Annotated in this window: 29 protein-coding genes, 1 tRNA gene and 1 pseudogene; 10 read left to right on the top strand and 21 right to left on the bottom strand. The window is 68.7% G+C overall.

Going from position 1 to position 25,170, the window contains the following annotated elements; translation table 11 throughout:
- The first annotated feature begins 65 nt into the window (after positions 1-65).
- A complete protein-coding gene (locus OG194_RS28975) occupies positions 66-1,397 on the top strand; it encodes an SGNH/GDSL hydrolase family protein (RefSeq protein WP_327403709.1) in 1,332 nt (443 codons plus the stop codon).
- Between the two features lie 24 nt (positions 1,398-1,421).
- On the opposite strand, the gene OG194_RS28970 is transcribed toward OG194_RS28975, so the two are convergent.
- From OG194_RS28970 to OG194_RS28955, 4 genes are all read right to left on the bottom strand, one after another.
- On the bottom strand, positions 1,422-2,279 hold the full coding sequence (locus tag OG194_RS28970; protein ID WP_327403708.1) for a DUF1707 SHOCT-like domain-containing protein: 858 nt from the start codon (positions 2,277-2,279) through the stop codon (positions 1,422-1,424).
- A gap of 67 nt (positions 2,280-2,346) precedes the next feature.
- Positions 2,347-3,324, bottom strand: a complete 978-nt coding sequence (locus OG194_RS28965) for an ABC transporter ATP-binding protein (protein WP_327403707.1) — start codon at positions 3,322-3,324, stop codon at positions 2,347-2,349.
- A gap of 2 nt (positions 3,325-3,326) precedes the next feature.
- Positions 3,327-4,154 carry an ABC transporter permease gene (locus OG194_RS28960; protein WP_327407243.1) on the bottom strand — a complete coding sequence of 276 codons (828 nt, stop codon included), beginning with the start codon at positions 4,152-4,154 and terminating at the stop codon, positions 3,327-3,329.
- Between the two features lie 37 nt (positions 4,155-4,191).
- Positions 4,192-4,992: an ABC transporter permease gene (locus OG194_RS28955; RefSeq protein WP_327407242.1), complete on the bottom strand. Its 801-nt coding sequence runs from the start codon at positions 4,990-4,992 to the stop codon at positions 4,192-4,194.
- Between the two features lie 221 nt (positions 4,993-5,213).
- Here OG194_RS28955 and OG194_RS28950 point away from each other — a divergent pair, with 221 nt between their 5' ends.
- A complete protein-coding gene (locus tag OG194_RS28950; protein WP_327403706.1) occupies positions 5,214-7,661 on the top strand; it encodes a transglycosylase domain-containing protein in 2,448 nt (815 codons plus the stop codon).
- A gap of 16 nt (positions 7,662-7,677) precedes the next feature.
- Here OG194_RS28950 and OG194_RS28945 read toward each other — a convergent pair.
- The 3 genes and pseudogenes from OG194_RS28945 to OG194_RS28935 form a co-directional block, all read right to left on the bottom strand.
- Positions 7,678-8,028: pseudogene (locus OG194_RS28945) on the bottom strand (DMT family transporter).
- 77 nt (positions 8,029-8,105) lie between these two features.
- A complete protein-coding gene (locus OG194_RS28940) occupies positions 8,106-8,462 on the bottom strand; it encodes a GroES family chaperonin (RefSeq protein WP_026150372.1) in 357 nt (118 codons plus the stop codon).
- A 56-nt stretch (positions 8,463-8,518) separates the two neighbouring features.
- Positions 8,519-8,866 carry a DUF3618 domain-containing protein gene (locus tag OG194_RS28935; RefSeq protein WP_327403705.1) on the bottom strand — a complete coding sequence of 116 codons (348 nt, stop codon included), beginning with the start codon at positions 8,864-8,866 and terminating at the stop codon, positions 8,519-8,521.
- A 94-nt stretch (positions 8,867-8,960) separates the two neighbouring features.
- Between OG194_RS28935 and bcp the strand changes: the two genes are divergently transcribed.
- Entirely contained in the window at positions 8,961-9,428 is a 468-nt protein-coding gene (bcp, locus tag OG194_RS28930) for a thioredoxin-dependent thiol peroxidase (RefSeq protein ID WP_327403704.1), read from the top strand.
- A gap of 12 nt (positions 9,429-9,440) precedes the next feature.
- Here bcp and OG194_RS28925 read toward each other — a convergent pair whose 3' ends face one another.
- On the bottom strand, positions 9,441-9,989 hold the full coding sequence (locus tag OG194_RS28925; protein WP_327403703.1) for a GNAT family N-acetyltransferase: 549 nt from the start codon (positions 9,987-9,989) through the stop codon (positions 9,441-9,443).
- Between the two features lie 154 nt (positions 9,990-10,143).
- Here OG194_RS28925 and OG194_RS28920 point away from each other — a divergent pair, with 154 nt between their 5' ends.
- The 3 genes from OG194_RS28920 (at position 10,144) to OG194_RS28910 (ending at position 11,710) form a co-directional block, all read left to right on the top strand.
- Positions 10,144-10,770 (top strand): HNH endonuclease signature motif containing protein, encoded by a 627-nt coding sequence (locus OG194_RS28920; RefSeq protein WP_327403702.1) that lies wholly within the window; start codon positions 10,144-10,146, stop codon positions 10,768-10,770.
- Positions 10,767-11,624, top strand: coding sequence for an HNH endonuclease signature motif containing protein (locus OG194_RS28915; RefSeq protein ID WP_327403701.1), 858 nt, complete (start codon positions 10,767-10,769; stop codon positions 11,622-11,624). Before OG194_RS28920 ends, OG194_RS28915 begins: the two co-directional genes overlap by 4 nt.
- A gap of 10 nt (positions 11,625-11,634) precedes the next feature.
- Positions 11,635-11,710: transfer RNA gene (locus tag OG194_RS28910), tRNA-Leu, on the top strand.
- 46 nt (positions 11,711-11,756) lie between these two features.
- On the opposite strand, the gene rdgB is transcribed toward OG194_RS28910, so the two are convergent.
- The 4 genes from rdgB to OG194_RS28890 form a co-directional block, all read right to left on the bottom strand.
- On the bottom strand, positions 11,757-12,359 hold the full coding sequence (rdgB, locus tag OG194_RS28905; protein ID WP_033286089.1) for an RdgB/HAM1 family non-canonical purine NTP pyrophosphatase: 603 nt from the start codon (positions 12,357-12,359) through the stop codon (positions 11,757-11,759).
- 31 nt (positions 12,360-12,390) lie between these two features.
- Positions 12,391-12,804 (bottom strand): hypothetical protein, encoded by a 414-nt coding sequence (locus OG194_RS28900; RefSeq protein ID WP_327403700.1) that lies wholly within the window; start codon positions 12,802-12,804, stop codon positions 12,391-12,393.
- A gap of 155 nt (positions 12,805-12,959) precedes the next feature.
- Positions 12,960-13,697 (bottom strand): ribonuclease PH, encoded by a 738-nt coding sequence (rph, locus tag OG194_RS28895; protein WP_019056710.1) that lies wholly within the window; start codon positions 13,695-13,697, stop codon positions 12,960-12,962.
- 102 nt (positions 13,698-13,799) lie between these two features.
- Positions 13,800-14,069 carry a PTS glucose/sucrose transporter subunit IIB gene (locus OG194_RS28890; RefSeq protein WP_327407241.1) on the bottom strand — a complete coding sequence of 90 codons (270 nt, stop codon included), beginning with the start codon at positions 14,067-14,069 and terminating at the stop codon, positions 13,800-13,802.
- A gap of 106 nt (positions 14,070-14,175) precedes the next feature.
- Here OG194_RS28890 and OG194_RS28885 point away from each other — a divergent pair, with 106 nt between their 5' ends.
- Positions 14,176-15,468 carry a PTS transporter subunit EIIC gene (locus OG194_RS28885; RefSeq protein ID WP_327403699.1) on the top strand — a complete coding sequence of 431 codons (1,293 nt, stop codon included), beginning with the start codon at positions 14,176-14,178 and terminating at the stop codon, positions 15,466-15,468.
- A 205-nt stretch (positions 15,469-15,673) separates the two neighbouring features.
- Positions 15,674-16,990 carry a PTS transporter subunit EIIC gene (locus OG194_RS28880; RefSeq protein ID WP_327403698.1) on the top strand — a complete coding sequence of 439 codons (1,317 nt, stop codon included), beginning with the start codon at positions 15,674-15,676 and terminating at the stop codon, positions 16,988-16,990.
- 75 nt (positions 16,991-17,065) lie between these two features.
- Here OG194_RS28880 and OG194_RS28875 read toward each other — a convergent pair whose 3' ends face one another.
- The 3 genes from OG194_RS28875 to OG194_RS28865 all read right to left on the bottom strand — a co-directional run bounded on the left by OG194_RS28875 (position 17,066) and on the right by OG194_RS28865 (position 19,102).
- A complete protein-coding gene (locus OG194_RS28875) occupies positions 17,066-17,998 on the bottom strand; it encodes an NADP-dependent oxidoreductase (RefSeq protein WP_327403697.1) in 933 nt (310 codons plus the stop codon).
- A gap of 120 nt (positions 17,999-18,118) precedes the next feature.
- Entirely contained in the window at positions 18,119-18,535 is a 417-nt protein-coding gene (locus tag OG194_RS28870) for a nuclear transport factor 2 family protein (protein WP_327403696.1), read from the bottom strand.
- 120 nt (positions 18,536-18,655) lie between these two features.
- The gene (locus tag OG194_RS28865) at positions 18,656-19,102 is read right to left on the bottom strand and encodes an Rrf2 family transcriptional regulator (RefSeq protein WP_327403695.1); all 447 of its coding nucleotides are present in this window, start codon (positions 19,100-19,102) and stop codon (positions 18,656-18,658) included.
- Between the two features lie 161 nt (positions 19,103-19,263).
- Here OG194_RS28865 and OG194_RS28860 point away from each other — a divergent pair, with 161 nt between their 5' ends.
- Positions 19,264-19,962 carry an SDR family NAD(P)-dependent oxidoreductase gene (locus OG194_RS28860; RefSeq protein WP_327403694.1) on the top strand — a complete coding sequence of 233 codons (699 nt, stop codon included), beginning with the start codon at positions 19,264-19,266 and terminating at the stop codon, positions 19,960-19,962.
- Between the two features lie 76 nt (positions 19,963-20,038).
- Here the strand turns inward: OG194_RS28860 and OG194_RS28855 are convergent, their stop codons facing one another.
- Complete coding sequence (locus OG194_RS28855; RefSeq protein WP_033286049.1) at positions 20,039-20,791, bottom strand: MBL fold metallo-hydrolase; 753 nt, start codon at positions 20,789-20,791, stop codon at positions 20,039-20,041.
- A gap of 214 nt (positions 20,792-21,005) precedes the next feature.
- Between OG194_RS28855 and OG194_RS28850 the strand changes: the two genes are divergently transcribed.
- Entirely contained in the window at positions 21,006-21,425 is a 420-nt protein-coding gene (locus OG194_RS28850) for a type II toxin-antitoxin system PemK/MazF family toxin (protein ID WP_327403693.1), read from the top strand.
- 86 nt (positions 21,426-21,511) lie between these two features.
- Here OG194_RS28850 and OG194_RS28845 read toward each other — a convergent pair whose 3' ends face one another.
- From OG194_RS28845 to OG194_RS28825, 5 genes are all read right to left on the bottom strand, one after another.
- Complete coding sequence (locus tag OG194_RS28845) at positions 21,512-22,462, bottom strand: PLP-dependent cysteine synthase family protein (RefSeq protein WP_318016595.1); 951 nt, start codon at positions 22,460-22,462, stop codon at positions 21,512-21,514.
- Positions 22,463-22,478: 16 nt separating this feature from the next.
- On the bottom strand, positions 22,479-22,757 hold the full coding sequence (locus tag OG194_RS28840; protein ID WP_327403692.1) for a MoaD/ThiS family protein: 279 nt from the start codon (positions 22,755-22,757) through the stop codon (positions 22,479-22,481).
- A gap of 103 nt (positions 22,758-22,860) precedes the next feature.
- Positions 22,861-22,956, bottom strand: coding sequence for a putative leader peptide (locus tag OG194_RS28835; RefSeq protein WP_327403691.1), 96 nt, complete (start codon positions 22,954-22,956; stop codon positions 22,861-22,863).
- Between the two features lie 90 nt (positions 22,957-23,046).
- Positions 23,047-23,475, bottom strand: a complete 429-nt coding sequence (locus tag OG194_RS28830) for a M67 family metallopeptidase (protein ID WP_327403690.1) — start codon at positions 23,473-23,475, stop codon at positions 23,047-23,049.
- 76 nt (positions 23,476-23,551) lie between these two features.
- Positions 23,552-24,976, bottom strand: coding sequence for an amino acid permease (locus tag OG194_RS28825; RefSeq protein WP_327403689.1), 1,425 nt, complete (start codon positions 24,974-24,976; stop codon positions 23,552-23,554).
- Positions 24,977-25,170: the final 194 nt, after the last annotated feature.

Below are 25,170 nucleotides of genomic sequence, written 5' to 3'. Positions count from 1 at the left end.
TTCCCACAGTCACCCGATCGGGCAAAATGGCAGGGCCCTGCCACTCACCCGAGGAGACCCACCGCGTGACCAAGCCTCGTGGTTATGCCCTACTGTCCGCGATCATCACCCTGATCGCGGTCCTTTCCGTCTGCATATACGTCGGGGCCGCCGCAGGCGACGGAAGCCGGGGCGACGACGGGAAGAACTCCGCCGGCTCACGCTCCGGCGGCAACTCCGCCGCCCCCGCCTCGGCGGGTACCTGGGTGGGCGCCTGGGCCGCCGCCCCGGTGAGCGGCGAGACCGGCACGGAACAGACCGGCACGGCGGGGCGCTCGGTGCGCAACATCGTCCACACCAGCGCGGGCGGCGCGGGCGCCCGGATCACCCTCTCCAACCTCTACGGCCAGGCCCCGCTCAGCATCACGCACGCCTCGATCGCCGTCGCCGCCACCCGCAACAGCTCCGCCGCGGCCCAGGGCACCATGCGGCGGCTGACCTTCGGCGGCGCGACCTCGGTGACGATCCCGGCCGGGCAGCAGACCCTCAGCGACGCCGTGCGCCTCCAAGTCCCTGCGGGCGCCGACCTGTTGGTCACCACCTACTCCCCCACCGCGTCGGGACCGGTCACCTACCACCCGTACGCGCGGCAGATCTCCTATCTCGCCGAGGGCGACCACGCCGAGGACGCGACCGGCACGCCGTACCGCGAACGCACCGCGATCTGGCGCTACTTGACCGCGGTGGACGTGCTGAGCGACCAGGCGAAGGGCACGGTCGTCGCGTTCGGCGACTCGATCACCGACGGGTCGACCTCGACGGAGAGCGCCAACCGCCGCTGGCCGGACGCCTTTTCGGAACGGCTGCGCGCGGCCCTGGCCGCCGGGCGGGACGTGCCGCGCTACAGCGTCGTCAACGAGGGCATCAGCGGCAACCAGATACTCACGAGCCTCGCCGGCCGGCCCGCCGAGAACCAGAGCGGCCTCGTCCGCTTCGGCCGTGACGTGCTGGGCCGTCCGAACGTCAAGGTCGTCGTCGTCGACCTCGGCGTCAACGACGTCCTGCACGGCGCCCGCGCCGACCGGGTCCTCGCAGGCCTGCGCAGCCTGGTCCGCCAGGCCCACGCGCGGGGTGTGAAGGTCATCGGCGCGACCCTGATGCCCTTCGGCAACTACTTCCGGTACACGGCGGCCCGGGAGGCCGTACGCCAGCAGGTGAACGCGGCGATCAGGAACGGCACGGTGTACGACGCCGTCGTGGACTTCGACAAGGCGCTGCGCGATCCGTACGCCCCGCGCAGGTTCGCCGCCGAGTACGACTCGGGCGACCATCTCCACCCCAGCGACCGGGGCTACCGGAAGATGGGCGCCACGATCGACCTGGCGGACCTCAAGGGCGCGGTCCCCGCTCAGTTGTGAGCCGGTTCGCCTCGTGGAGAAACGTCAGTCCCAGTCCCGGTGCCTGCGCTCCCGCCGGTCCCGGTGCCGCTCGCGGCGCTCCTCGTGCCGTTCCCTGCGCTCCTCATGGCGGCGCCGGATCGCCTCGCGGTGTTCGTCCATGGCCTCGCGGTGGGCGTCGTGCAGGCCGGACAGGGCGTCGCGGTGGGAGCCGTAGAGCTGCTTGGCGGACGAGCCGCGCTCCAGTTTCTCCTGGCGGCGCTCCTCCTTGAGGCGCTGGCGTTCCGCCCGGGTCACCTTGCGTTCCACGCCGACGCCGCCCCAGAAGGCGAAGCCGGTGAGGATCACGCGCGGGGCGCCCGGGTCGCCCGGCACGCCCTCCTGGCTGTGGTCGAAGGCGCCCATGATGCCGATGCCGCGGACGACGACCTCGACGCCCGGCGGCACGACGACCTGCGCGCCGCCCATGATCGCGATGCAGTTGATCTCGACCTCGCGGTCCGCGAAGTTCGCCTCGCGCAGGTCGATCTCGCCGCCGCCGAAGAAGGAGAAGCAGGTGAACCGCTTCGGGACCGTCCAACGGCCCTTGCGCTGGAACCCGGACAGGATGGCCACGGCGCCGGTCGAGGACCCCTCGCCGCCGACGATCCGCCCGGCCCAACTCCCGCTGCCCACCAGCTCCTTGACCATGTTCACCGGCGGCGGGGTGACCCCGGCGACCGGCAGGTCCTGGGTGATGGGGGTCAGTTCGCCGTACGTGCGCGCCTTGTAGGTCGCCTCCAGACGCTCCTCGAACTCCTCCATGTCGAGGCGGCCCTCCGCGACGGCGTCGCGCAGCACCTCGGCGACCCGCTCACGGTCGGCGTCGGATGCGCGGAGTTCCGGGACTGCGTCGTCGGTCATACAGAGCAGCCTACGAGTTCACTCCGCGCAGGGCCATGAGGGAAAGCGAGCCCGCCTTCTCCATCTCCTACGACACCGCTTTCTCGGCCTGTTCCGCGTACATCTTCGCGATCACCGCCTCGATGTCCGGCTCTCGCACCGACAGGTCCACCATCGGGTACTCCGCCGCGATCCGCGCGACCAGCGGAGCCGCCGACGCCGACGCCGGGAACGCCAGCCACTGCCTCGGGCCCTCCACCTTCACGACCCGCGCGTCCGGCACCTCGATCGGGGGCAACTCCCGTTCCAGGTCCACCACCAGGGTCCGCTCGCTCTCCCCCGCCTCGTGCAGACCGGCAAGGGGGCCGTCGTACATCAGGCGGCCGTGGTCGATGACCATCACGCGGGAGCACAGCTGCTCGATGTCCTGGAGGTCATGGGTGGTGAGGAGGACCGTGGTGCCCTGCTCGGCGTTCAAGTCCCGCAGGAACTCCCGGACTCGGGCCTTGGAGATGACGTCCAGGCCGATGGTCGGCTCGTCGAGGTAGAGCACCTCGGGGTCGTGCAGCAGGGCCGCCGCGATGTCGCCGCGCATCCGCTGTCCCAGGGAGAGCTGTCGTACGGGGACGTCCAACAGGGCGCCCAGTTCGAGGAGTTCGACACAGCGGTCGAGGTTCTCGGCGTAACGGGCGTCCGGGATGCGGTACATGCGGTGCATCAGCTTGTACGAGTCGATCAGCGGGAGGTCCCACCAGAGGGTGGTCCGCTGGCCGAAGACCACGCCGATGCGGTGCGCGAGCCGGGTGCGCTCGCGGGACGGGTCGATACCGGCGACCCGCAGCCGGCCCCCGCTCGGGGTGAGGATGCCGGTCAGCATCTTGATGGTGGTCGACTTCCCGGCGCCGTTCGGACCGATGTAGCCGACCATCTCGCCGCGCGCCACCGTGAAGGAGATCGAGTCGACGGCCCGCACCTGCCGCCGCTCCCGTTTCATGAACCCGGTCTTCTTGCGCACGTCGAAGACCTTCTCGACGCCGTCCAGTTCGATGAACGCCTGCTCTGTCACCCTCAACTCCCAGTACTTCGGTACGACTTGAGCCCGGCGCGCCAGGCCAGCCCGGCCAGCGCGCAGAAGGCGAGTGCCACCAGCGGCGAGGCGAACTCCGCGCCCGGCGGCAGGTCCAGCGGGTACGGCCGCCCCAACACATAGGAGGCGGGCACCCAGTTGACGAAGGCGAGCGGCAGCATGAAGGTCACGCCCCGCAGGAAGTCCTTGCCGAACACGGCCGGCGGGTACTGCAACAGTGTGGTGCCGCCGTAGGTGAACGCGTTCTGCACCTCGGCCGCGTCCTGCGCCAGGATCTGGAAGGCCGCGCCCGCCACGAACAGCGCGCCGAAGATCGCCGCCCCGCAGATCAGCATCATCGGCACCAACAGCAGCTTCCCCACTGTCCAGTTGACGTCGATGTGGAGCAGCGCGTACCCCAGCACCAGGCCGCCCTGGGTGATCCGGCCCAGGCGGCGCAGCGCGAACCGGTCGGCGCCGATCTGGGCCAGCACCGGTGCCGGGCGCACGAGGAGCGTGTCGAAGGAGCCGTCGCGGATGCGGGCGCCGAGCACGTCCATCGAGCCGAGGACGAGGTCGGAGATGCCGAACGCGGTCGCCGACAGGCCGTAGAGGAAGGCGACTTCGGGCAGGGACCAGCCGCCCAGCGAGTGGACCTGCGAGAACATCAGCAGGATCGTGGCGAAGTCGAGGCCGGTCACCAGCAGGTTGCCGAACACCGTGATGACGAAGGAGGCGCGGTAGGTCATGCTCGACCGGATCCACATCCCGGCGATCATCCCGTAGGCCCGCAACCCCTCGCGCCAGCGCGGCAGTTCACCGTCACCCATATGTGGGCCGATCACCCCCTCACTCGTTCGGGTCGTCTCAGCCACCCTGAACCACCACCCTCCGCGTCGCCGCCGACTGCATCAGCCGCCCCGCCGCGAGCAGCGCCACCGCCCAGGCCGCCTGGAAGGCGTACGCGTGCAGCGGAGCGGTCTTCCCCATCAACACGTCCGCGGGCATCTGGAGCTGCGCCGCCCACGGCAGCGCGCGGACGATGTCGCCGAGCGCGCCCGGGAAGGCGTTCAGCGGGAGCACCATGCCCGAGCAGAAGACCCCCAGGATCATCGTGGCCTGGTTGATGCCCGTGCCGTCCATCAGCCAGAACACGCTCAGGGCCGCGAGATAGCGGATGCCGAAACTGACGAGGATCGCGAGCAGCAGCGCCACCAGGAACGCCGCCCAGGACATGACGTCCGTGGGCAGCGCCATCGGGAAGAACAACGAGCCGAACACGAACGGGATCACGCCCCGCCCCAGCAGTTGGAACAGGGCCCGCCCGAAGTCGCTTGCCAGCCACCAGAGTTGGAGGTCGGCGGGCCGGTACAGGTCGACGGCGATGTCGCCCGTGCGGATGCGCTCCATCAGGTCCTTCTCGAACCCGCCGCCCTGGATCGCCAGCGTCGCGTACAGGCACTGCCCCAGCCACACGTACGTGACCGCCTGCGCCTGGTCGTACCCCCCGAGATGCGGCCGCTCGTCCCACAGCGCCAGATACGTGTAGACGAGGACGACACCGAAGACCGTGTTGGTGAAGACCCCGGCGAGCGTCGCCGCCCGGTACGTCGCGTACCGCCTGAAACCCCCCGCCGCGACGGCCGCGTACAACCGCCCAGCGCCCACAGAAACCACCCTCCACCACCTCTTGACACCGAAGCGCAGGAGCCTAGTCCGCAGGTGGTGACGCACGCCACGCATTTTCCGGGCAAGTGCGTGCCGATCGGCGGGAACGGAACGCATGGTGCGAGAGTCTTCGTCTGGGGGCGCAGAAGCGCACAAGGCCGTACACGAACGTACGAGGCAGTGCGGGACGGTACGACGCGAAACAGGAGTCCGTGCACGACATGAGCGACCAGCCGCAGCCGCAGCAGCCGAACCAGGGCTGGGCACCGAGAGAGCCGGAAGCGGCCGCCGCACCCGAGGCCCCTGGGGCGTCCGGGGCGGCCGGGGGCGAGCAGCCCAAGAAGGCCAAGCGGCCCAAGCGCACCGGGTGGCGGCGGGCGATCCCGACCTGGCGGATGACGCTCGGCGGGCTCGTCGTGCTCGTGGCGCTGCTGATCGGCGCGTTCTTCCTCGGCTACTCGCTGGTCAAGATCCCGCCCGCCAACGCCCTCGCGATGAAGCAGTCCAACGTGTACCTCTACGCGGACGGCTCCCAACTCGCCCGCGACGGCGAGGTGAACCGCGAGAACGTGAGCCTCGACCAGATCTCCGCGAACGCCCAGCACGCCGTACTGGCCGCCGAGGACCGGGACTTCTTCACCGAGTCCGCCGTCGACCCCAAGGCGATGGTCCGCGCCGCGTGGAACACCGCGACCGGCAAGGGCACCCAGTCGGGCTCGACGATCACCCAGCAGTACGTCAAGAACTACTACCTGGGCCAGGAACAGACCGTCACCCGCAAGGTGAAGGAGTTCTTCATCTCGATCAAGCTGGACCGCACGGAGTCAAAGGCCGAGATCCTGGAGGGCTACCTCAACACCAGCTACTTCGGCCGTAACGCGTACGGCATCCAGGCCGCCGCCCAGGCCTACTACGGCAAGGACGCCACCGCCCTCGACGCCGGCCGCGGCGCCTACCTCGCCGCGCTGCTGAACGCGCCGAGCGAGTACGACGTCGTGGCGCATCCGGAGAACAAGGCCGCGGCGGTGGCCCGTTGGAACTACGTCCTCGACGGCATGGTCAAGAAGCACTGGCTCACCGAGTCCGCGCGCGCCGGCATGAAGTTCCCCATGCCGAAGGAGGCGACGGCCTCAACGAGCATGTCCGGGCAGCGGGGTTACATCGTCGGCGCGATCAAGGACTACCTCACCACCAACAAGATCATCGACGCGGACACCCTCGAAGCCGGCGGCTACCGCATCACCACCACGCTCCAGAAGAGCAAGCAGGACGCCTTCGTGAAGGCCGTCAACGACCAAGTCATGTCCAAGCTCGACAAGAAGAGCCGCAAGGTCGACAACTACGTGCGCGCGGGCGGAGCTTCGGTCGATCCCAAGACCGGCAGGATCGTCGCGATGTACGGCGGCATCGACTACGTGAAGCAGTACACGAACGGCGCGACCCGCGGCGACTTCCAAGTGGGCTCCACCTTCAAGCCGTTCGTCCTCGCCTCGGCGATCCAGAACGACTCGCAGACCCAGGACGGCCAGACCATCACGCCCAACACCTACTACGACGGCACCAACAAGCGCCCCGTGGAAGGCTGGAACGGCGGCTCGTACGCGCCCGAGAACGAGGACCAGGCCTCCTACGGCGACATCACCGTCCGTACGGCGACCGACAAGTCCGTCAACTCGGTGTACGCGCAGATGGCCGTCGACGTGGGCCCCACGAAGGTCAAGCAGACCGCCGTCGCCCTCGGCATCCCGTCCGACACCCCGGACCTGACCGCGACCCCGTCCATCGCGCTCGGCCCGTCCACCGCGAGCGTCCTCGACATGGCGGAGGCGTACGCCACGATCGCCAACCACGGTGAGCGGCACACGTACACGATGATCTCGAAGATCACCAAGGACGGCACGAGCGACGTCAAGCTGCCGGAGAACAAGACGACCCGCGCGGTGAGCCGCGAGTCCGCCGACACCACGACCTCGGTCCTTCAGAGCGTCGTCGACAACGGCACGGCGACCGCGGCCCAGGGCGCCGACCGCCCGGCGGCCGGCAAGACCGGCACGGCGGAGGAGGACACGGCGGCCTGGTTCGCGGGCTACACCCCGGACCTGGCGACGGTCGTCTCGGTCATGGGCCAGGACCCGACGACCGCCGCCCACAAGTCGCTCTACGGCGCGATGGGCCTCGAACGCGTCAACGGCGGCGGGGCGCCCGCCGAGATCTGGGCCCAGTTCACCAAGTCGGCCCTCAAGGGCACCGAGGCGAGCGACTTCGACCTCCAGCTCCAGGACGGCGCCGAGACGGTCGCACCCCCGAGCCTCCAGCCCAGCCAGCCGGCGACCACGGGCGACCAGGACAACGGCGGTACGACCACCACGGGCGGCCCGGGCACCCAGGGCCAGACGCAGGGCGGCCAGACGAACGGCGGCACGACCACCACCGGCGGTGACACCACGACGACCGGCGGCACGACCGGCACCACGACGGACGGCACCACCACCACGGGCGGCACGACGACCGACGGCGGCACCACGACCACCGGCGGCACGACGGGCACGACCACGGACGGCACGACGACCGACGGCACCACAGGAACCACGACCGACGGCACCACCGACGGCACGACGACCGGAGGAACGACAGCGGGCCCGCAGAGCACCGGCCGCAAGAAGGAGTGACCGGTTCTGCCGGCGGCTAGTGGCCGGAGGTGGCCTTCAGCCCCACGACGGCGACCAGCAGCAGGGACACGAAGAAGATCCGGGCGGCGGTGACAGGCTCACCCAGCACCACCATGCCGAGCACCGCCGCCCCCGCCGCGCCGATCCCGACCCAGACGCCGTAGGCGATACCGATGGGCAGCGACTTCGCGGCGTACGAGAGCAGCAGCATGCTGGCGACGATTCCGGCGCCGGTGAACACGCTGGGGACGGGTCGGGTGAAGCCGCCGGTTTACGGGGGTCTGGGGGTGTCCCCGGATAAACACAGCATGCCGATCGACCGGCCGACTTCGAGCAGACCGGCGACGACGAGCAGAACCCAGGCCATGACAGGCACCTTGGCACGCGGCAGAAGACGGCCGAAGGGGCCGGTGACGATCGTCACCGGCCCCTTCGGCCTTCGTACTACAGGTACAAACCCGTCGAGTCCTCGGACCCCTCGAACCGGTCCGCGGCGACGGCGTGCAGATCCCGCTCGCGCATGAGGACGTAGGCGACTCCGCGCACCTCGACCTCGGCGCGGTCCTCGGGGTCGTAGAGGACCCGGTCGCCGGGCTCCACGGTCCGCACGTTCTGGCCTACGGCGACGACGTCGGCCCAGGCCAGCCGGCGCCCCACGGCCGCCGTCGCGGGGATCAGGATCCCGCCACCCGAACGCCGCTCGCCCTCGCTCTTGTCCTGCCGCACGAGCACACGGTCGTGCAGCATCCGGATGGGCAGCTTGTCGTGCTGGGTGCTCTGCTCGTCTCTCTTGGCGCTCACGCCCACGAACCTACCTGCCCAGGACCCGTCCGTACGCGGGCGGGTCACCCACGGTTTCAGCCCTTACGACCGTTACGACGCCGGGACCCGAGGACGAACAACCCCACGACGCCGACGGCAACGAGAGCCACAGGAACGATCCGCTCGACGCGCGGCGCACCCTCTTCGTCGACGAACTGACCCTTGACGTCACTCACGACCCGGTTGACACCGACGTACGCCCTGCCGAGGGTGTGATCGATGCTGGACGCGACCTTCGCCTTCGCGTCGCCAACGATGGTCTTCGGGTGCACCCGCACCCCGATCTCGTCGAGCGTGTCGGCGAGGACATCGCGGCGGCGCTTGATGTCCGCCTCGATCTGCGCCGGGGTTCTGGTGTCCGGCGTGTTCGACGTGTCCGTCACCGTACGGCCTCCGAAGTCTGCTGGTACTTGTGCCGGACAGTCTGTCAGCTCTCGCGCGGAGTGCACTGTCAGCACCCCCGGTTACGCTAGCGCGATGAGTGAACGACTCCAGCCCGGGGACGTTGCCCCCGCCTTCACGCTCCCCGACGCCGACGGCAACGAGGTCTCCCTCGCCGACCACAAGGGCCGCAAGGTCATCGTCTACTTCTACCCGGCGGCCCTGACCCCCGGCTGCACCAAGCAAGCCTGCGACTTCACGGACAACCTGGACCTGCTGACGGGCGCCGGCTACGACGTCATCGGCATCTCCCCCGACAAGCCGGAGAAGCTCGCCAAGTTCCGCGAGAAGGAGAACCTCAAGGTCACCCTCCTCGCGGACCCCGACAAGAAGACCCTCGACGCCTACGCGGCCTTCGGCGAGAAGAAGAACTACGGCAAGACCTACATGGGCGTCATCCGCTCCACGATCATCGTGGACGAGTCCGGCAAGGTCGAACACGCGCTGTACAACGTACGGGCGACGGGCCACGTGGCGAAGATCATCAAGGACCTGGGCGTCTGAGGCTCCGGGGCTCTAGGCCTCTACCGCCTTTCCGTACCTGAACGAGATCCACACATCAGGAGGCAGGTCGGCCCGCCCGGGAACCGACCTGCGCTCCTCGCCCCACTCCCCCGGGGCAAGCTCCTCACCGACCCGCCGCCAGAACGCCACGGCCCCCGGATTGGCGTCCTGAAACGCGACCTCCCACTCCCCCGGATACCGCGCGACGACATCCCGCACGGCCCGCACCCCGACCCTGGCCCGCCGGGCACCGCGCACGACGAAGAAGCTGTTGAGGATCCGGGTGGGCGAACTGATCCCCCGCACGAACGCGAACCCGACGGGCCGCTCCCCACTCCAGAAGAGATACGGCGCCCAGTCACCGGAGTCCCCGAACGCCGCGGTCACCCGCTCACTGCGGAACGTGCCGTCCGGGTTGGGCAGTTGAGGTTGCACTTGCGCTCCGGGCGTGAACTCGGACAGGTCATGCCGAAACATCAGCCACAGCCGCTCGACGGCGGGGCGGTCGGCGGGGGTGGCTGGTCGTACGTGTATGTGCGCTGCTGCCGCGAAAGAGGTCATGAAAAAAGCCTCCCGGGCGGACAAGGGTCCGTTCCTGGAAGGCTTCAGCGACCCGCAGTCTACCAACCGCTTTACGGTTCGGGCGTGACTGTCCGATAAGCGGTTCGTTACTCCATTCGAGACCACGAACACGTGGTCGAGATCGGAGGGGAACGTGGCAGCCCGGTACACCCGCCAGTTACGGGAAGAGGCAGCTCGCCGCACGAGGCACATCGATGACGCGGTCCGATGGTGCGGAGGCAGTCCCACACCTGGCAGCAGGCGCTATCTGCGCCAGAAGATGGCCGAAGCTGACATCGACATCTCCCATTTCGCGACGAACCAGGTTCGCCATACCGAGGAGCGGCTTCGGGCGGCCGTGGCGACGTCGACCAGCGTCAAGGACGTCGTACGACACCTCGGGATCAGCCAGGTCGGTGGTAATCAGACCCACATCAGTCGCCGTATCGCCGCTCTCGGAATCGACACGAGCCACTTCGTGGCCGTACGACGAGGGCGTCCCAAAGGTTCGCTCGGGGGCGCTCTCTGTCTCCGCTCCGCAGAGGACGGAAGAGTGCCGGGTGACCGCCTGCGCCGCGCACTGCTCCATGCCGGCGTCGAGGAACGCTGCACCATGTGCGGCACGGGGCCGGAGCGGAATGGTCTGCCACTGAGGCTTGAGGTGGACCACATCAACGGCGACTGGTGGGACAACCGCCAGGAGAACCTCCAGTTGCTGTGCCCCAACTGCCATGCGGTGACGGACACTTACCGAGGCCGTAAGCGGAGGGCCCGGGGATGAGCTCCGCGAAATACACGCGCGACTTGCTCGCCCGTACCGCAGCCTCCTCCGCGAGCCTCGTCGATCTGATGCGCAGACTGAACGCTCCGATGGGCAGCGCGCCACGCAACTACCTGCGCGGGAGGCTTGAGCACTACGGGATCGACACCTCGCACTTCATCGACGAGCCGATGCCCGAACGAGAGCGGCGAAGCTACTCGAAGACGCTTCTGCAGGAGGCCGCGGCCTGTTCGGCCAGCATCCGGGAGATGTTGGAGTACATGGGCCTCGATCCGCGTGACAGCCCGTACAGCCACATCCGCAAGAAGCTCGACCAGTTCGGGATCGACACCTCACACTTCGTCAGCGGGCGCAGATACGGCCCGGGAATCCTGCCGTACGACCGACTCGCTCCTGCTGTGGCTTCGTCCCGGAGCATCGCGGGTGTCCTGAAGCTGCTCGGCATCGTCGACAACGGGGCAGCGCGCGAGCGCCTCAAGAGGAGCGTGGCGGCCCACGACCTGTCGGTCGGTCATTTCGTCGGCCAGGGACACCGCCGCGGCGTTCCCGGGAAGGATCGTAAGTCCGCCGCCCAGATCCTGGTGCGGCTGGAATCGGGTTCGTCCCGTACCAAGACGGTGCAACTGAGACGGGCACTCGACGACGTGGGCGTCCCGCACATCTGTGAAACCTGCGGTGTCGGTGATGTGTGGCAGGGAAAGCGGCTCGTTCTGGAGATCGACCACATCAACGGGGACCGGCTGGACAACAGGAAGGAGAACCTGCGGTATCTGTGCCCGTCCTGTCACAGCCAGACGAAGACCTTCGCGAATCGATCTCCGCGTACGCCCTCGCAGAGGCACACAGTAGAGTAGGCCGTGCTGTGGGCCCGTACCCCAGCTGGCCTAGAGGGCGCCGGTTTAGAGCCGGTGTGTCGTGGGTTCGAGTCCCACCGGGCCCACTTCGTGAAGGGCGCGCCACCGACTCCGGGGTGCGCCCTTCCGCACTCAGCCCAACAGCTCCCGAACCACCGGCACCAGCGCCCGGAACGCCTTCCCCCGGTGGCTGATCGCGTTCTTCTCGTCCGCCGTGAGTTCCGCGCAGGTCCGCGTCTCGCCCTCCGGCTGGAGGATCGGGTCGTAGCCGAAGCCGTTCGTGCCCACCGGCACATGGCGCAGCACCCCCCGCAGCTGACCCTCGACCACCCGCTCCGTGCCGTCCGGCAGAGCCAGGGCCGCCGCGCAGGCGAAGTGGGCGCCCCGGTGTTCGTCCGCGATGTCCGAGAGCTGGGCCAGGAGGAGGTTCAAGTTGGCCTGGTCGTCGCCGTGTTGGCCGGACCAGCGGGCCGAGAAGATGCCGGGGGCGCCGTTCAGGACGTCCACGCAGAGGCCCGAGTCGTCGGCGACCGCCGGGAGGCCTGTTGCCTGGGCCAGGGCGTGGGCCTTCAGGAGGGCGTTCTCCGCGAAGGTCACGCCCGTTTCCTTGACGTCGGGGATGTCGGGGTAGGACTCCGCGCCGACGAGGTCGTGGGGCAGGGCCGCGGCGGTGAGGATCGACCTCAGTTCGGTGATTTTGCCGGCGTTGCGGGTGGCGAGGATCAGGCGTGTCATGGCGGTCAGTATTCCAACCCCCGTCACACGACTACGACGTGCAGACCTTCGTCAGTTCGCCCGCCGCGTCCGTGACCGGGCTGATGTCGGGCGTGTTGTCGCCGTTCTTGACCGCCGCACGGACGTTGTCGACGGCCTTGCTGAGGTCGTCCACCGCCTTGTTGACGTCCGCGTTGTCGGTCTTGTCGCCGATCTTGTCGAGGTCCTTCTCGATGGAGTTGAGGGACGCGTCGGTCTGGGTGGGGTCGTCGGCCGCGTTCTCCACCGCCTGTTGGAGGCCGGTGACGCTGTCGGCGATGGTGTCGGCGGTCTGGACGCAGTCGATGGCCTTGTCGACGGCGTCGCAGCCGGTGGCGAGGCCGGCGGTCAGGCCGATCACCGCGACGGTGGCGGCTATGGCGATACGGCGTCGACTGCTGCGGCTTCGTCGGCTTGCGGCGGCCATGGTTCGGTTTCCTCCCCGTGGGGCGGGCCTCGGCGGCCACTCCCCGTTTCCGTTCCGTATGCGTAGGGACGCGGGGGCGGGCCGCCGGGTTGCCCCCGCGGCCCGCCTCTCTTGGTACGACCTTGGTGCGCCCTTTACCTGACCGCCCAAGCCTCCTACTTCTCCAGCGCGGCCTCAAGTGCCTTTCGCTGTACGGCGGTCAGCTCGTCGCAGCCGGCGACCGCGAGGTCGAGGAGGGCGTTGAGTTCGTCGCGCGCGAAGGGCTCCGCCTCGGCCGTGCCCTGGACCTCGACGAAGCGGCCGTCGCCGGTGCAGACGACGTTCATGTCGGTCTCGGCGCGGACGTCCTCCTCGTAGCAGAGGTCCAGGAGCGGGACTCCGCCGACGATGCCGACCGACACGGCGCTGACCGTGCCGGTGAGCGGCTGGCGGCCGGCCTTGATGAGCTTCTTGCCCTGGGCCCAGGTCACCGCGTCCGCCAGCGCGACGTACGCGCCGGTGATGGCCGCCGTACGGGTGCCGCCGTCGGCCTGGAGGACGTCGCAGTCGAGGACGATGGTGTTCTCGCCGAGGGCCTTGTAGTCGATGACCGCGCGGAGCGAGCGGCCGATGAGGCGGCTGATCTCGTGGGTGCGGCCGCCGATCTTGCCGCGGACGGACTCGCGGTCGCCGCGGGTGTTGGTGGCGCGGGGCAGCATGGAGTACTCCGCGGTGACCCAGCCCTCGCCGCTGCCCTTGCGCCAACGGGGGACGCCCTCGGTGACCGAGGCGGTGCAGAAGACCTTCGTGTCGCCGAAGGAGACGAGGACGGAGCCCTCGGCGTGCTTGCTCCAGCCGCGTTCGATGGTGACGGGGCGGAGCTGTTCGGGGGTGCGGCCGTCGATTCGAGACATGGCGAAGAGCCTAGTGGTACATGAGGAAGGGGCTCCTCCCGCGGTGGGAAGAGCCCCTCAATACGTGAAGCGGGGGTCAAAGCCGGGAACGATCCCCGCGCTTCACATCATGTCTTCGATGTCCGCCGCGATCGGGTCCGCGTCCGTGCCGATGACGACCTGGATGGCCGTGCCCATCTTGACGACGCCGTGGGCGCCGGCGGCTTTCAGGGCAACGTCGTCGACGAGGGCCGGGTCCTTGACCTCGGTGCGCAGGCGGGTGATGCAGCCCTCGACCTCTTCGATGTTGTCGATGCCGCCCAGCCCGGCAACGATCTTCTCAGCCTTGGTGGCCATGTTGTTCTCTCCCTGATCCGAACCGCTTTGTCGCAGTAACCCACAGTTGGCCCAGCTTCGCGAGCGGTCATGTCGTGCGTGCCGAATGATGGTGAACGATCACGTCGCCAACTGGTCTACACCACATTACCGAGGGGCGTCCATGAGTGCCGACAGTGCCGCCGCCCGTCCTGGGCGGACCCTTTGGGGCAGCCTGTTCCAGGGGTTGCAGAAGATGGGCCGCAGTCTCCAACTCCCCATCGCCGTACTGCCGGCGGCCGGCATCCTCAACCGGCTCGGGCAGCCGGACGTGTTCGGGGACGACGGGCTGGGGTGGACCAATGTCTCGAAGGTGATGGCGGGCGCGGGCGGGGCGCTGCTCGACGGGCAGCTCGGGCTGCCGCTGCTGTTCTGTGTGGGTGTCTCGATCGGCATGGCGAAGAAGTCGGACGGGTCGACGGCACTGGCCGGACTCGTCGGCTTCCTCGTCTACTACAACGTGTTGCGCCAGTTCCCGAAGGACTGCACGGGCGGTACGAACGTGGTGCCCGGCATCGGGTGCCAGGCCGCCGATCACTCGGTCTCGGTGTTCACGTACCAGAATCCCGGGGTGTTCGGCGGGATCGTGCTGGGGCTGCTGACCGCGTTCTTCTGGGCGCGGTACCACCGTACGAAGCTGGTGGACTGGCTCGGCTTCTTCAACGGGCGGCGGCTGGTGCCGATCATCATGTCGTTCGTGGCGATCGCGGTGGCGGCGGTGGCGCTGTGGGTCTGGCCGCCGATCGGCACCGGCCTTGAGCATTTCAGCGACTGGCTGAGCGCGCGGGGCGCCCTGGGCGCGGGGGTGTTCGGTCTCGCCAACCGGGCGCTGCTGGTCGTGGGGCTGCACCAGTTCCTGAACGTGCCCATCTGGTTCCAGTTCGGCAGCTACACAAAGCCGGACGGGACGGTGGTGCACGGTGACATCAACATGTTCCTGGCGGGCGACCCGCACGCGGGGCAGTTCACCTCGGGGTTCTTCCCGATCATGATGTTCGCGCTGCCGGCGGCGGCGCTCGCGATCGCACACTGCGCGAAGCCGAGCCGTCGCAAGGAGGTGGGCGGCCTCATGCTCTCGGTCGCGCTGACGTCCTTCGTGACCGGCATCACCGAGCCCATCGAGTACTCGTTCCTGTTCATCGCGCCGGTCCTCTACGCGGTCCACGCGGTGCTGACCGGGGTGTCGATGGCGGTGACCTGGGGGCTGGGGGTGCACGACGGGTTCAGCTTCTCGGCGGGGCTGATCGACTACGCGATCAACTGGAACCTGGCGACGAAACCGTGGGCGATCATTCCGATCGGGCTGTGCTTCGCGGCGGTGTACTACGTCGTCTTCCGTTTCGCGATCACGAAGTTCGACCTGAAGACGCCGGGGCGCGAGCCGGAGGACGAGCGCGAGGACGTCACCAAAGCCTGACGGAACAGGCAGGCAGGGCAAGCGAGTTGGGCCCCCGGACCATCGGTCCGGGGGCCCTTCTTCGCGTGTGCCGTCGTGTACATCGTCGTGTACGTCGCGTAGCGATTCGGTCGCAGGATTCGCGGGTTCCTTTATGCGGACTTCATCTGCTACAACAGGTCTACACCACTGAGTGGTGTAGACCACCACCCGATGGAGGAAGTCCATGAGCACTGCCACCGCGCCAACGGCGGCACCCCCGAAGAAGTGGGGATCCGGCCTGTTCCAGGGCCTGCAGAAGATCGGTCGCAGCCTACAGTTGCCGATCGCGGTGCTTCCGGCGGCGGGCCTTCTGATGCGCCTGGGCCAGCCCGACGTCCAGGCGAAGTTGCACCTCCCGACCGATGTCGCGAAGGTCTTCGCCGGGGCCGGTGGCATCCTGTTCGACGGCTCGTTCGGACTGCCGCTGCTGTTCTGTATAGGCGTGGCCATCGGCTTCGCGAAGAAGGCCGACGGCTCGACGGCGCTCGCCGCCGTGGTCAGCTTCCTCACCTACTACGCGGTGATCCACCAGTTCCCCATCAAGGACGGGCACGCCGGCGCCACCTACACGTCGGTCGCCCCCTTCGGCGGTTTCTGGCAGAAGGGCACCGAGGCCGCGACGGCCGCGACCTTCCAGAACCCGGGTGTGCTCGGCGGCATCATCATCGGTCTGCTGACCGCCGTGCTGTGGCAGCGCTACCACCGCAAGAAGCTCGTGGACTGGCTCGGCTTCTTCAACGGCCGCCGCCTGGTGCCGATCATCATGTCCGTCGTCGGCGCCCTCCTCGGTGTTCTGGTCGTCCTCGGCTGGCAGCCCATCGGTGACGTCATCACCAACTTCGGCGAGTGGATGACCGGGCTCGGTTCCTTCGGCGCGGCGCTCTTCGGTCTCATCAACCGCGCGCTGATCCCGATCGGCATGCACCAGTTCGTGAACTCGGTCGCCTGGTTCCAGATCGGCGACTACACCAATTCCGCCGGCACCGTCTTCCACGGCGACCTGCCGCGCTTCTTCGCGGGTGACCCGTCCGCGGGTATGTTCATGACCGGCTTCTTCCCGATCATGATGTTCGGTCTGCCGGCCGCCGCGCTGGCCATCGCGCACTCGGCCCGCCCCGAACGACGCAAGGCCGTCACGGGCATGATGGTCTCGCTGGCGCTGACCTCGTTCCTCACCGGCGTCACCGAGCCGATCGAGTTCTCGTTCATGTTCATCGCCCCGGTGCTGTACGCGATCCACGCGGTGCTCACCGCTCTGTCGATGGCCGTGACGTGGGCGCTGGGCATGCACATGGGCTTCAGCTTCTCGGCCGGCTTCACCGACGTGTTCATCAACTGGGGCATCTCCACCAAGCCCTGGCTGCTGATCCCGGTCGGCCTCGCCTTCGCCGCGATCTACTACGTCGTCTTCCGCTTCGCCATCACCAAGTTCGACCTCCCGACCCCGGGCCGGGAGTCCGACGAGGAACTGGCGGAGATGGAGAAGGCGGACGCCAAGTAGCCCTCGGCCACGTACAACGCCCGATGCCCGGCCCGGAGTTCACCCCGGACCGGGCATCGTCGTGTGCCGGCCGACTCACACCGTGAGCACGATCTTCCCGCGCACCGACCTGTCCTCACTCCTCCGATGCGCCTCCGCCGCCTCGGTCAGCGGCAGGGTCAGACCGACGCGGGTCCGCTTCTTCCCGTCGGCGACATCGGCGAGGATCCGGCCCAGCAGCGCGCCGTCGGACCGCGCGTTGACCCGGCGTACGTCGACACCGCGCTCCGGTGCGGGATCCGGCACGACCGCGATGACGACGAAGACACCGCCGTCGCGCACGGCGTGGATCAAGTCACCGCCGATACCGGCGGGGTCCACGACGACATCGACCCCGCCGGGCACCGACTTCCGTACGGCGGCGGCGAGTTCCCCGGCATCGTGCGAGCGCCCGAGGACGATGTCGGCACCGAGACCTTCGACGTACTTCTCGTCGCCGTCCGACGCCACGGCGACGACCTTGGCGCCGCGGCCGGCCGCGTGCTGGACCGCCCATCCGCCGATGGCGCCGCTCGCCCCGGTGACCAGCACGGTCTGCCCGGCTTCGAGCCCGCCCAGGTCGAGGGCCTGCCACGCGGTCTCGGCGGTGATGGGCACGGACGCCGCCGTGACGTCGTCGACCCCGGCCGGGATCTCCGCCAGATGGGCTGGGTCGATGGAGACGACCTCCGCGTACGTGCCCTCCTGGTCGACGAACCAGGGCGCGAGCCCGGCGACGCGGGTACCGGGGGCGAACGGTCCGTCGCCGTCGACGACCGTGCCCGCGAGGTCCGCGCCGAGGATGAACGGCGGTGCCAGGTCGGGCAGCACCTGGCGCAGCCATCCCGCGCGGGCCGCGAGGTCCGCCGGGTTCACGGAGGTCGCCGCCACCCGGACCCGGACCCGTCCGGCGCGCGGCGCGGGTTCGGGGATCTCGGTGACGGTGAGCACCTCGGGCCCGCCGAAGTCGTACTGCTGAATCGCCTTCATCACAGCCTCTTCCCTGCGAGATCCGGGTCCTCGCACGATCTGCTCAGACTTGCTTGCGGAAGCAATATTATGGCTATCAACTTGCCCCCGCAAGCAGTACGCCGAAAAGGGGGCGGTCACTCAGAAGCCTGCGCCGCCGAGCGCCTCCAGGAAGACCTTCGGGTTCCAGTACTCCCGGTAGTTGACGACGAGTCCGTCGCGGAAGGTCACGAAGGTCGCGTAACTCATGTTGTAGGGATTGCCGTTGGGCACCACGCTGCCGACCACGCTCCACTCCGCGATCGCCACGTTCTCGTCGGCGGTCGGATAGACGCGCACCGAGGGGATCTCGCGGATGTCGATGAGGTCCGGGTAGCCGCGCAGGTAGTCGTAGAGCGCCTCGCGCCCCTCGATCCGGGCCGGCGATCCTTCCGGGGCGAACGGGAATTCGGCGACGACATCCTCGGCGCACAGGTCCGTCCAGGCCTTCATGTCCTTGGCGAGGAAGGTGTCGAGGGTGCGCCGCAGCAGGTCGACGGCCGAGGGGGTGCCGCTCATCGTGTGCTCCTGTCATGGGTGGTGCCCGCCAGGGGCGGCGGACGCTCCGACACTAGCACTGTGTAAGCGACACAGCGACACTTATCTTCGAGCGGTGCCACGAACCACCCCGTCGGGCGGTCACCATTCGAGCGGCATCGTGAAGTTCCCGAGGCGGGCGACCTCGTCGGCGATCTCCGCGATCGTGGTGTGGTCCAACTCCGCCTCGAACGCCTCGCGCGCACGGGTCAGCGCGGGCTGGAGACCGCCCACGATGTTGCCGCCGACCGCGCAGTCCGGCGGCGGCGGGCTGCGGTGCAGGGTGAACAGCCGGGTGTCCTCCACCGCCCGGTACACCTCCAGCAGCCCGATCTCCTCGGCCGGCCTGGCCAGCAACGCGCCGCCTCCCGCGCCGAGTTGGGACCTGGTGAGCCCGGCGGCACTCAGCCGGGACAGCAGGCCGCGGATCACCACGGGGCTCGTGGCGGCCGAGTGTGCGAGGTCCTCGGAGCGCAGGGGTTTGCCGCCGCTGACCGCGAGGGCGACCAGGGCGTGGACGGCGACGACGAAGCGGCTGCTGGTGGGCATTGCGGTCCCCGGGCGTGTAAGGGTGACGGTTACACGTCCCACTATGCCGCAGCGATGACTTGCCGTGCGATCGCGGGCTGACGCATAATTTGCTTGCTTGAGCAATGAATGCTCAGAATGTGATGACCGCCCTCGATGCTGCGACGCAGGAGATGAGAACCATGGCTGATGTCCCGACGGCACGGGTCGCGGTGGTGACCGGCGGAGCCGGCGCGATCGGCGGTTCGATCGCCCGTGAACTCGCCCGGCTGGGCCACCGGGTCGTCGTCCTGGACCGGACCGGTGACGTCGGGTGCGATCTCGCCTCGGAGGCGGACGTACGGCGGGCCGCCGCCGAGATCCTGGAGCGGTACGGCCGGGTCGACGTGCTCGTCCACTCGGCCGCCGCGGTCGACCCGCAGGAGCTGGAGACCGTCGACCTCGCCACCTGGCGGCGGATCCAGTCCGTCAACGTCGAGTCGGTCCTGCTGCTCGCCCAGGCCTTCACGCCCGGGATGCGGGAGCGCGGGTTCGGCCGGATCGTACTGATCACCTCGGACACCGTCTGGAAGCCGCCGAGCTCCGACCTGCTCGGCTACATCACCAGCAAGGGGGCGCTCACCGCTTTCGGCCGCACGCTGGCCGCCGCGCTGGGCAGGGACGGAATCGCCGTGACGTCCGTGGCACCCGGGCTGACCCGCACCCCGTCGACCGCGTACCAGCCCGACGAGGCGTTCGACGCGGCCCTGGCCACCCAGGCACTCCCCCGCCCCCTCGTCCCCGAGGACGTCGCGGCGACCGTGGGTTTCCTGGCCGGCGACGCCGCGGAGGCGCTGACCGGCCAGGTCCTGACGGTGGACGGCGGCAGCCTGCTGAGGTGAGCTTCCGGACACGGCAGGGCCCCGGCGCCTTTCGGTACCGGGGGCCTTCGTGTGCGTACGGCTGGATCTCGTACGGCTAGATCTCGTACGACGCTCTCGGCGCCGCCAGTTCCACCGGCCCGGCGTAGACCTCGCGCGCGTCGGCCAGGTTGGCCTGGGGGTCTGTCCACGGGGGGATGTGGGTGAGGACCAGGCGGCGGACGCCGGCGCGGGTGGCGGTCTCGCCGGCCTCGCGGCCGTTGAGGTGGAGGTCCGGGATGTTCTCCTTGCCGTGCGTGAACGCGGCCTCGCACAGGAACAGGTCGGTGTCCCGGGCGAGTTCGTCGAGGGACTCGCTGACGCCCGTGTCGCCGGAGTACGTCAGGGACCGGCCGCCGTGTTCGACGCGGATGCCGTACGCCTCGACGGGGTGGCGGACCCGCTCGGTGTGCACGGTGAAGGGGCCGACGTCGAAGGTGGACGGCTTCACCGTGTGGAAGTCGAAGACCTCGCTCATGGAGGAGGCGGTGGGGGTGTCGGCGTAGGCCGTGGTCAGACGGTGTTCGGTGCCTTCGGGGCCGTAGACCGGGATGGGGTCGCAGCGGCCGCCGTCGTGGCGGTAGTAGCGCGCGACGAAGTACGCGCACATGTCGATGCAGTGGTCGGCGTGCAGATGGCTGAGGAAGATCGCGTCGAGGTCGTAGAGACCGCAGTGGCGCTGCAACTCGCCAAGGGCGCCGTTGCCCATGTCGAGGAGCAGCCGGAAGCCGTCGGCCTCTACGAGGTAGCTCGAACAGGCCGATTCCGCGGACGGGAACGACCCCGAGCAGCCGACGACGGTGAGCTTCATAAAGCAGAAACCTCCGCTGGCGGGAACTTCTGGAGTTGGGTGACGGGGGTCGTGCGGTCCGTCGAGCGTAAGGCGCAAAAGGGCCGGTCGCTCCTCCGCCAAGGGCTGTTGTGGGGGAACTCACCTGTGGTGTCACCGGTTCGGCTGGAACCGGGGCGCGTGGGGTCTACCAGAGGGCGCGCGGCGTTGTTTGCGCGCCGGTACGGTCGTTCGTATGAACACGTACTGGTGGCTCGGGCTCGCGGCTGTGGTGTTGCTGGCGTTGGTCGCCACGCTCGTCGACGGGTGGGGGCGGGGGTCGTCCCGACGGGTGCGGGGGGATCGGCCTCGGCCCGCTGAGATCTGGTGGGCGAACGTGCCCTACGAGGATCAGCCCGGGGTTGTCAAGGATCGGCCTTGTCTGGTGCTTGCGGTGCGGGGGCGGAAGGTCACCGTCGCGAAGATCACCAGCAAGTATCACGATGGGCGGGGTGGGGTGATTCCCTTGCCGCCGGGGGCCGTTGGGGATGCGCGGGGGCGGGCCAGTTTTTTGGAGACCGACGAGTTGAGGAAGGTGTCGGTGTCCGAGTTTCGGCGGCGGGTTGGGGTGGTGGACCCGGTCCTGTGGGATCAGGTCCGTCACCTCAGCGGTTGAGGGGTGCGTTTTCGGGTGCGGGTCCGTTGTGGCTGGTCGCGCAGTTCCCCGCGCCCCTGAGGAAATCGGCCCCTAGGGCGTTTTCGTCACGCCCAGAGTTGGCCCTGGAGTGTTGCGATCGCCTCTTCTGTCGTGGCTGCCGTGTAGACGCCCGTCGACAGGTACTTCCAGCCGCCGTCCGCCACCACGAAGGCGATGTCCGCGGTCTCTCCCGCCGCTACGGCCTTCTTGCCGACGCCGATTGCCGCGTGGAGGGCCGCGCCGGTGGAGACGCCGGCGAAGATGCCCTCCTGTTGGAGGAGTTCGCGGGTCCGGGTGACCGCGTCGGCCGAGCCCACCGAGAAGCGGGTCGTGAGGACCGACGCGTCGTAGAGCTCGGGGACGAAGCCCTCGTCCAGGTTGCGGAGGCCGTAGACCAGGTCGTCGTAGCGCGGCTCGGCGGCGACGATCTTGACGTCCGGCTTGTGTTCGCGGAGGTAGCGGCCTACGCCCATCAGCGTGCCCGTCGTCCCCAGGCCTGCTACGAAGTGGGTGATCGACGGGAGGTCGGTGAGGATCTCCGGGCCGGTCGTGGCGTAGTGGGCGCCCGCGTTGTCCGGGTTGCCGTACTGGTAGAGCATCACCCAGTCCGGGTGTTCGGCGGAGAGTTCCTTGGCCACGCGGACCGCCGTGTTGGAGCCGCCGGCCGCGGGGCTGGGGATGATTTCCGCGCCCCACATGTTGAGCAGATCGCGGCGTTCCTGGGAGGTGTTCTCGGGCATCACGCAGACCATGCGGTAGCCCTTGAGCTTGGCCGCCATGGCCAATGAAATGCCGGTGTTGCCGGAGGTGGGCTCCAGGATCGTGCAGCCGGGAGTCAGGCGGCCGTCCTTCTCCGCCTGTTCGATCATGTGCAGGGCCGGGCGGTCCTTGACCGAGCCGGTCGGATTGCGGTCCTCCAGCTTGGCCCAGATGCGGACGTCGGTGGACGGCGAGAGCCGCGGCAGGCGCACCAGAGGGGTGTTGCCCACCGCGGCCAGCGGGGAGTCGTAACGCATCAGCGGTCAGCGGGCCTTAGCGCATGCCGCCGGCGACGGCCGGCAGGATCGTGACGTTGTCGCCGTCGGTCAGCTTGGTGTTGATGCCGTCGAGGAAGCGGACGTCCTCGTCGTTCAGGTACACGTTGACGAAGCGGCGCAGTTCGCCGCCGTCCACGATGCGGGCCTGGATGCCCGCGTGCCGGGTTTCGAGGTCGGCGAAGAGCGCGGCGAGGTTCTCGCCGGCACCCTCGACGGCCTTCTCGCCGCCGGTGTAGGTGCGGAGGATGGTGGGGATGCGGACCTCGATGGCCATGGCAAGGGGCTCCTGTCGGAAGCGGAAGGGGTCTGGTCTCGGTGGGCGCGCGGCACGATCATGGGCGCGCAGGGGCGCACGGCCTACGGCGACTGCGCGAGGGTCAACAGATGGCGCTGCTGAGCCGGCACAGGTCGACGTGCAGCCGCGCCACGAGCAGCATGCCCGGCGCCTTGTCGCTCACGTCGAGAAGAACCATGGGCTCATCGTATCGATTCCCGGTCCGGTCCTCGGTAGGGGATCTCACGCTTCGGACGGATTTCATCCGGAGTACGAGATCAGGACCGGATCAGTACGACTCCACCACCTTGACGTCCTCCTCCGTGACCACGCCCTCCAGGATCTGGTACGAGCGGAACTGGAAGGGTCCCGCCTCGTCGGAGTCGGCGGTGGAGACGAGGACGTAGTGGGCGCCGGGTTCGTTGGCGTAGGCGATGTCGGTGCGGGAGGGGTAGGCCTCGGTCGCGGTGTGGGAGTGGTAGATGATCACCGGCTCCTCGTCGCGGTCGTCCAGGTCGCGGTAGAGCTTCAGCAGGTCCTGCGAGTCGAACTCGTAGAACGTGGGCGAGCGGGCCGCGTTCAGCATCGGGACGAAGCGCTCGGGGCGGCCCTGGCCCACCGGGCCCGCGACGACTCCGCACGCCTCGTCGGGGTGGTCCGCGCGCGCGTGGGCGACGATCTGGTCGAAGAGGGCCTGGGTGATGGTCAGGGTCGGCATGGTCGTCAGGATAAGCAGAAGGGCCGTCCTGTACCGAGTGGTGGTACAGGACGGCCCACATGGTGAAAGCGAGTGACTAGCCGACCTTTTCGAACTCCGGGTCGCGGCGCTCGGTGACCTGCGGGTTGCGGATCTTGAGGGCGAACCAGCCGGCGCCCAGGGCGAGGGTCCAGCCCGCCATGACGTAGAGGCAGACGCGGGAGTCGGGGTCGTAGGCGATGAGGCCCGTGACGAAGAGCAGGAACGCGATGGCCACGTAGGAGAACTTCGCGCCGCCCGGGGCCGGGAAGGACGAGGCCGGGAGGCGGCCCGCGTCGACCGCGCGGCGGTAGAGCACGTGGCTGACCAGGATCATCAGCCAGGTCCAGATGCCGGCGGCGGTGGCGACCGAGGTGACGTAGCCGAACGCCTTCTCCGGGACGACGTAGTTGAGGACCACGCCGATGCCCATGAAGGCGACGGAGATGGTGATGCCGGTCGCGGGGGTCTTGGAGGCGGAGAGCCTGCTGAAGACCTTGGGGGCCTCGCCGTTGTCCGCGAGGGTGCGGAGCATGCGGCCCGTGGAGTACATGCCCGAGTTGCAGGAGGAGAGGGCGGCCGTGAGGACTACGAAGTTGACGATTCCGGCGCCTGCCGGGATGCCGATCTTCGCGAACGCCTCGACGAACGGGCTGACGCCCGGGGCGAATTCGGTCCACTTGACGACGCAGAGGATGACCGTGAGGGCGCCTACGTAGAAGAGGGCGATGCGCCACGGGAGGGTGTTGATCGCCTTGGGGAGGGTCTTCTCCGGGTTCTCGGACTCGCCCGCGGTGACGCCGACCAGCTCGACCGCGAGGTAGGCGAACATGACGCCCTGGAGGGTCATCAGGGAGGAGCCGATGCCCTTGGGGAAGAAGCCGTCGAACTGCCAGAGGTTGGCGACCGAGGCGGTGTCACCGGCGCTGCTGAAGCCGAAGGTGAGGACGCCGAGGCCGATCACGATCATGCCGATCAGGGCGGTGACCTTGACCATCGAGAACCAGAACTCGATCTCTCCGAAGAGCTTCACCGAGATCAGGTTGGCCACGAAGAGGATCACCAGGAAGGCGAGCGCGGTCACCCACTGGGAGACGGCGGGGAACCAGTAGTTGACGTAGATGGCGGCGGCCGTGAGTTCGGCCATGCCGGTCACCACCCACATCAGCCAGTACGTCCAGGCGGTGAAGTAGCCGAAGAACGGGCCGAGGAACTCGCGTGAGTACTCCGCGAAGGAGCCCGACACCGGGCGGTACAGGAGCAGTTCGCCCAGTGCCCGCATGATGAAGAAGATGATCACGCCCGCGAGGGCGTACATGAAGATGAGGCTGGGTCCGGCCTTGGCGATGTTCGCCCCGGCTCCCAGGAACAGTCCGACGCCGACGGCGCCGCCGATCGCGATCATCTGGACCTGACGGCTGCCGAGCCCGCGCTCGTACCCCTCCTCGGGGGCTTTGTCCGTCTCGACCTGAGCGGAGGTCATGTGTGGTGCGCCTTTCTCCGAATCCCCCCATGGACTTGGAGCTGCCCGGCCGAGGTCCGTCGGCCGCATGGCGAACCCGGCGGGACATGGGTGGCGTCCGCCGGGCGGTCGTGAAGATCTATCACGGTCAGAATTGCGATCGGCGGAGACATTTGTGGCACACACCACAGGAAGAAGCGGACAAAAAGGAGCGA

Origin of the sequence: Streptomyces sp. NBC_01288 (genome assembly GCF_035982055.1) — a bacterium.
GTDB lineage: Bacteria > Actinomycetota > Actinomycetes > Streptomycetales > Streptomycetaceae > Streptomyces.
The sequence above is the reverse complement of the archived record's forward strand: the minus strand, read 5'-3'. Positions and strand labels throughout refer to the sequence as shown.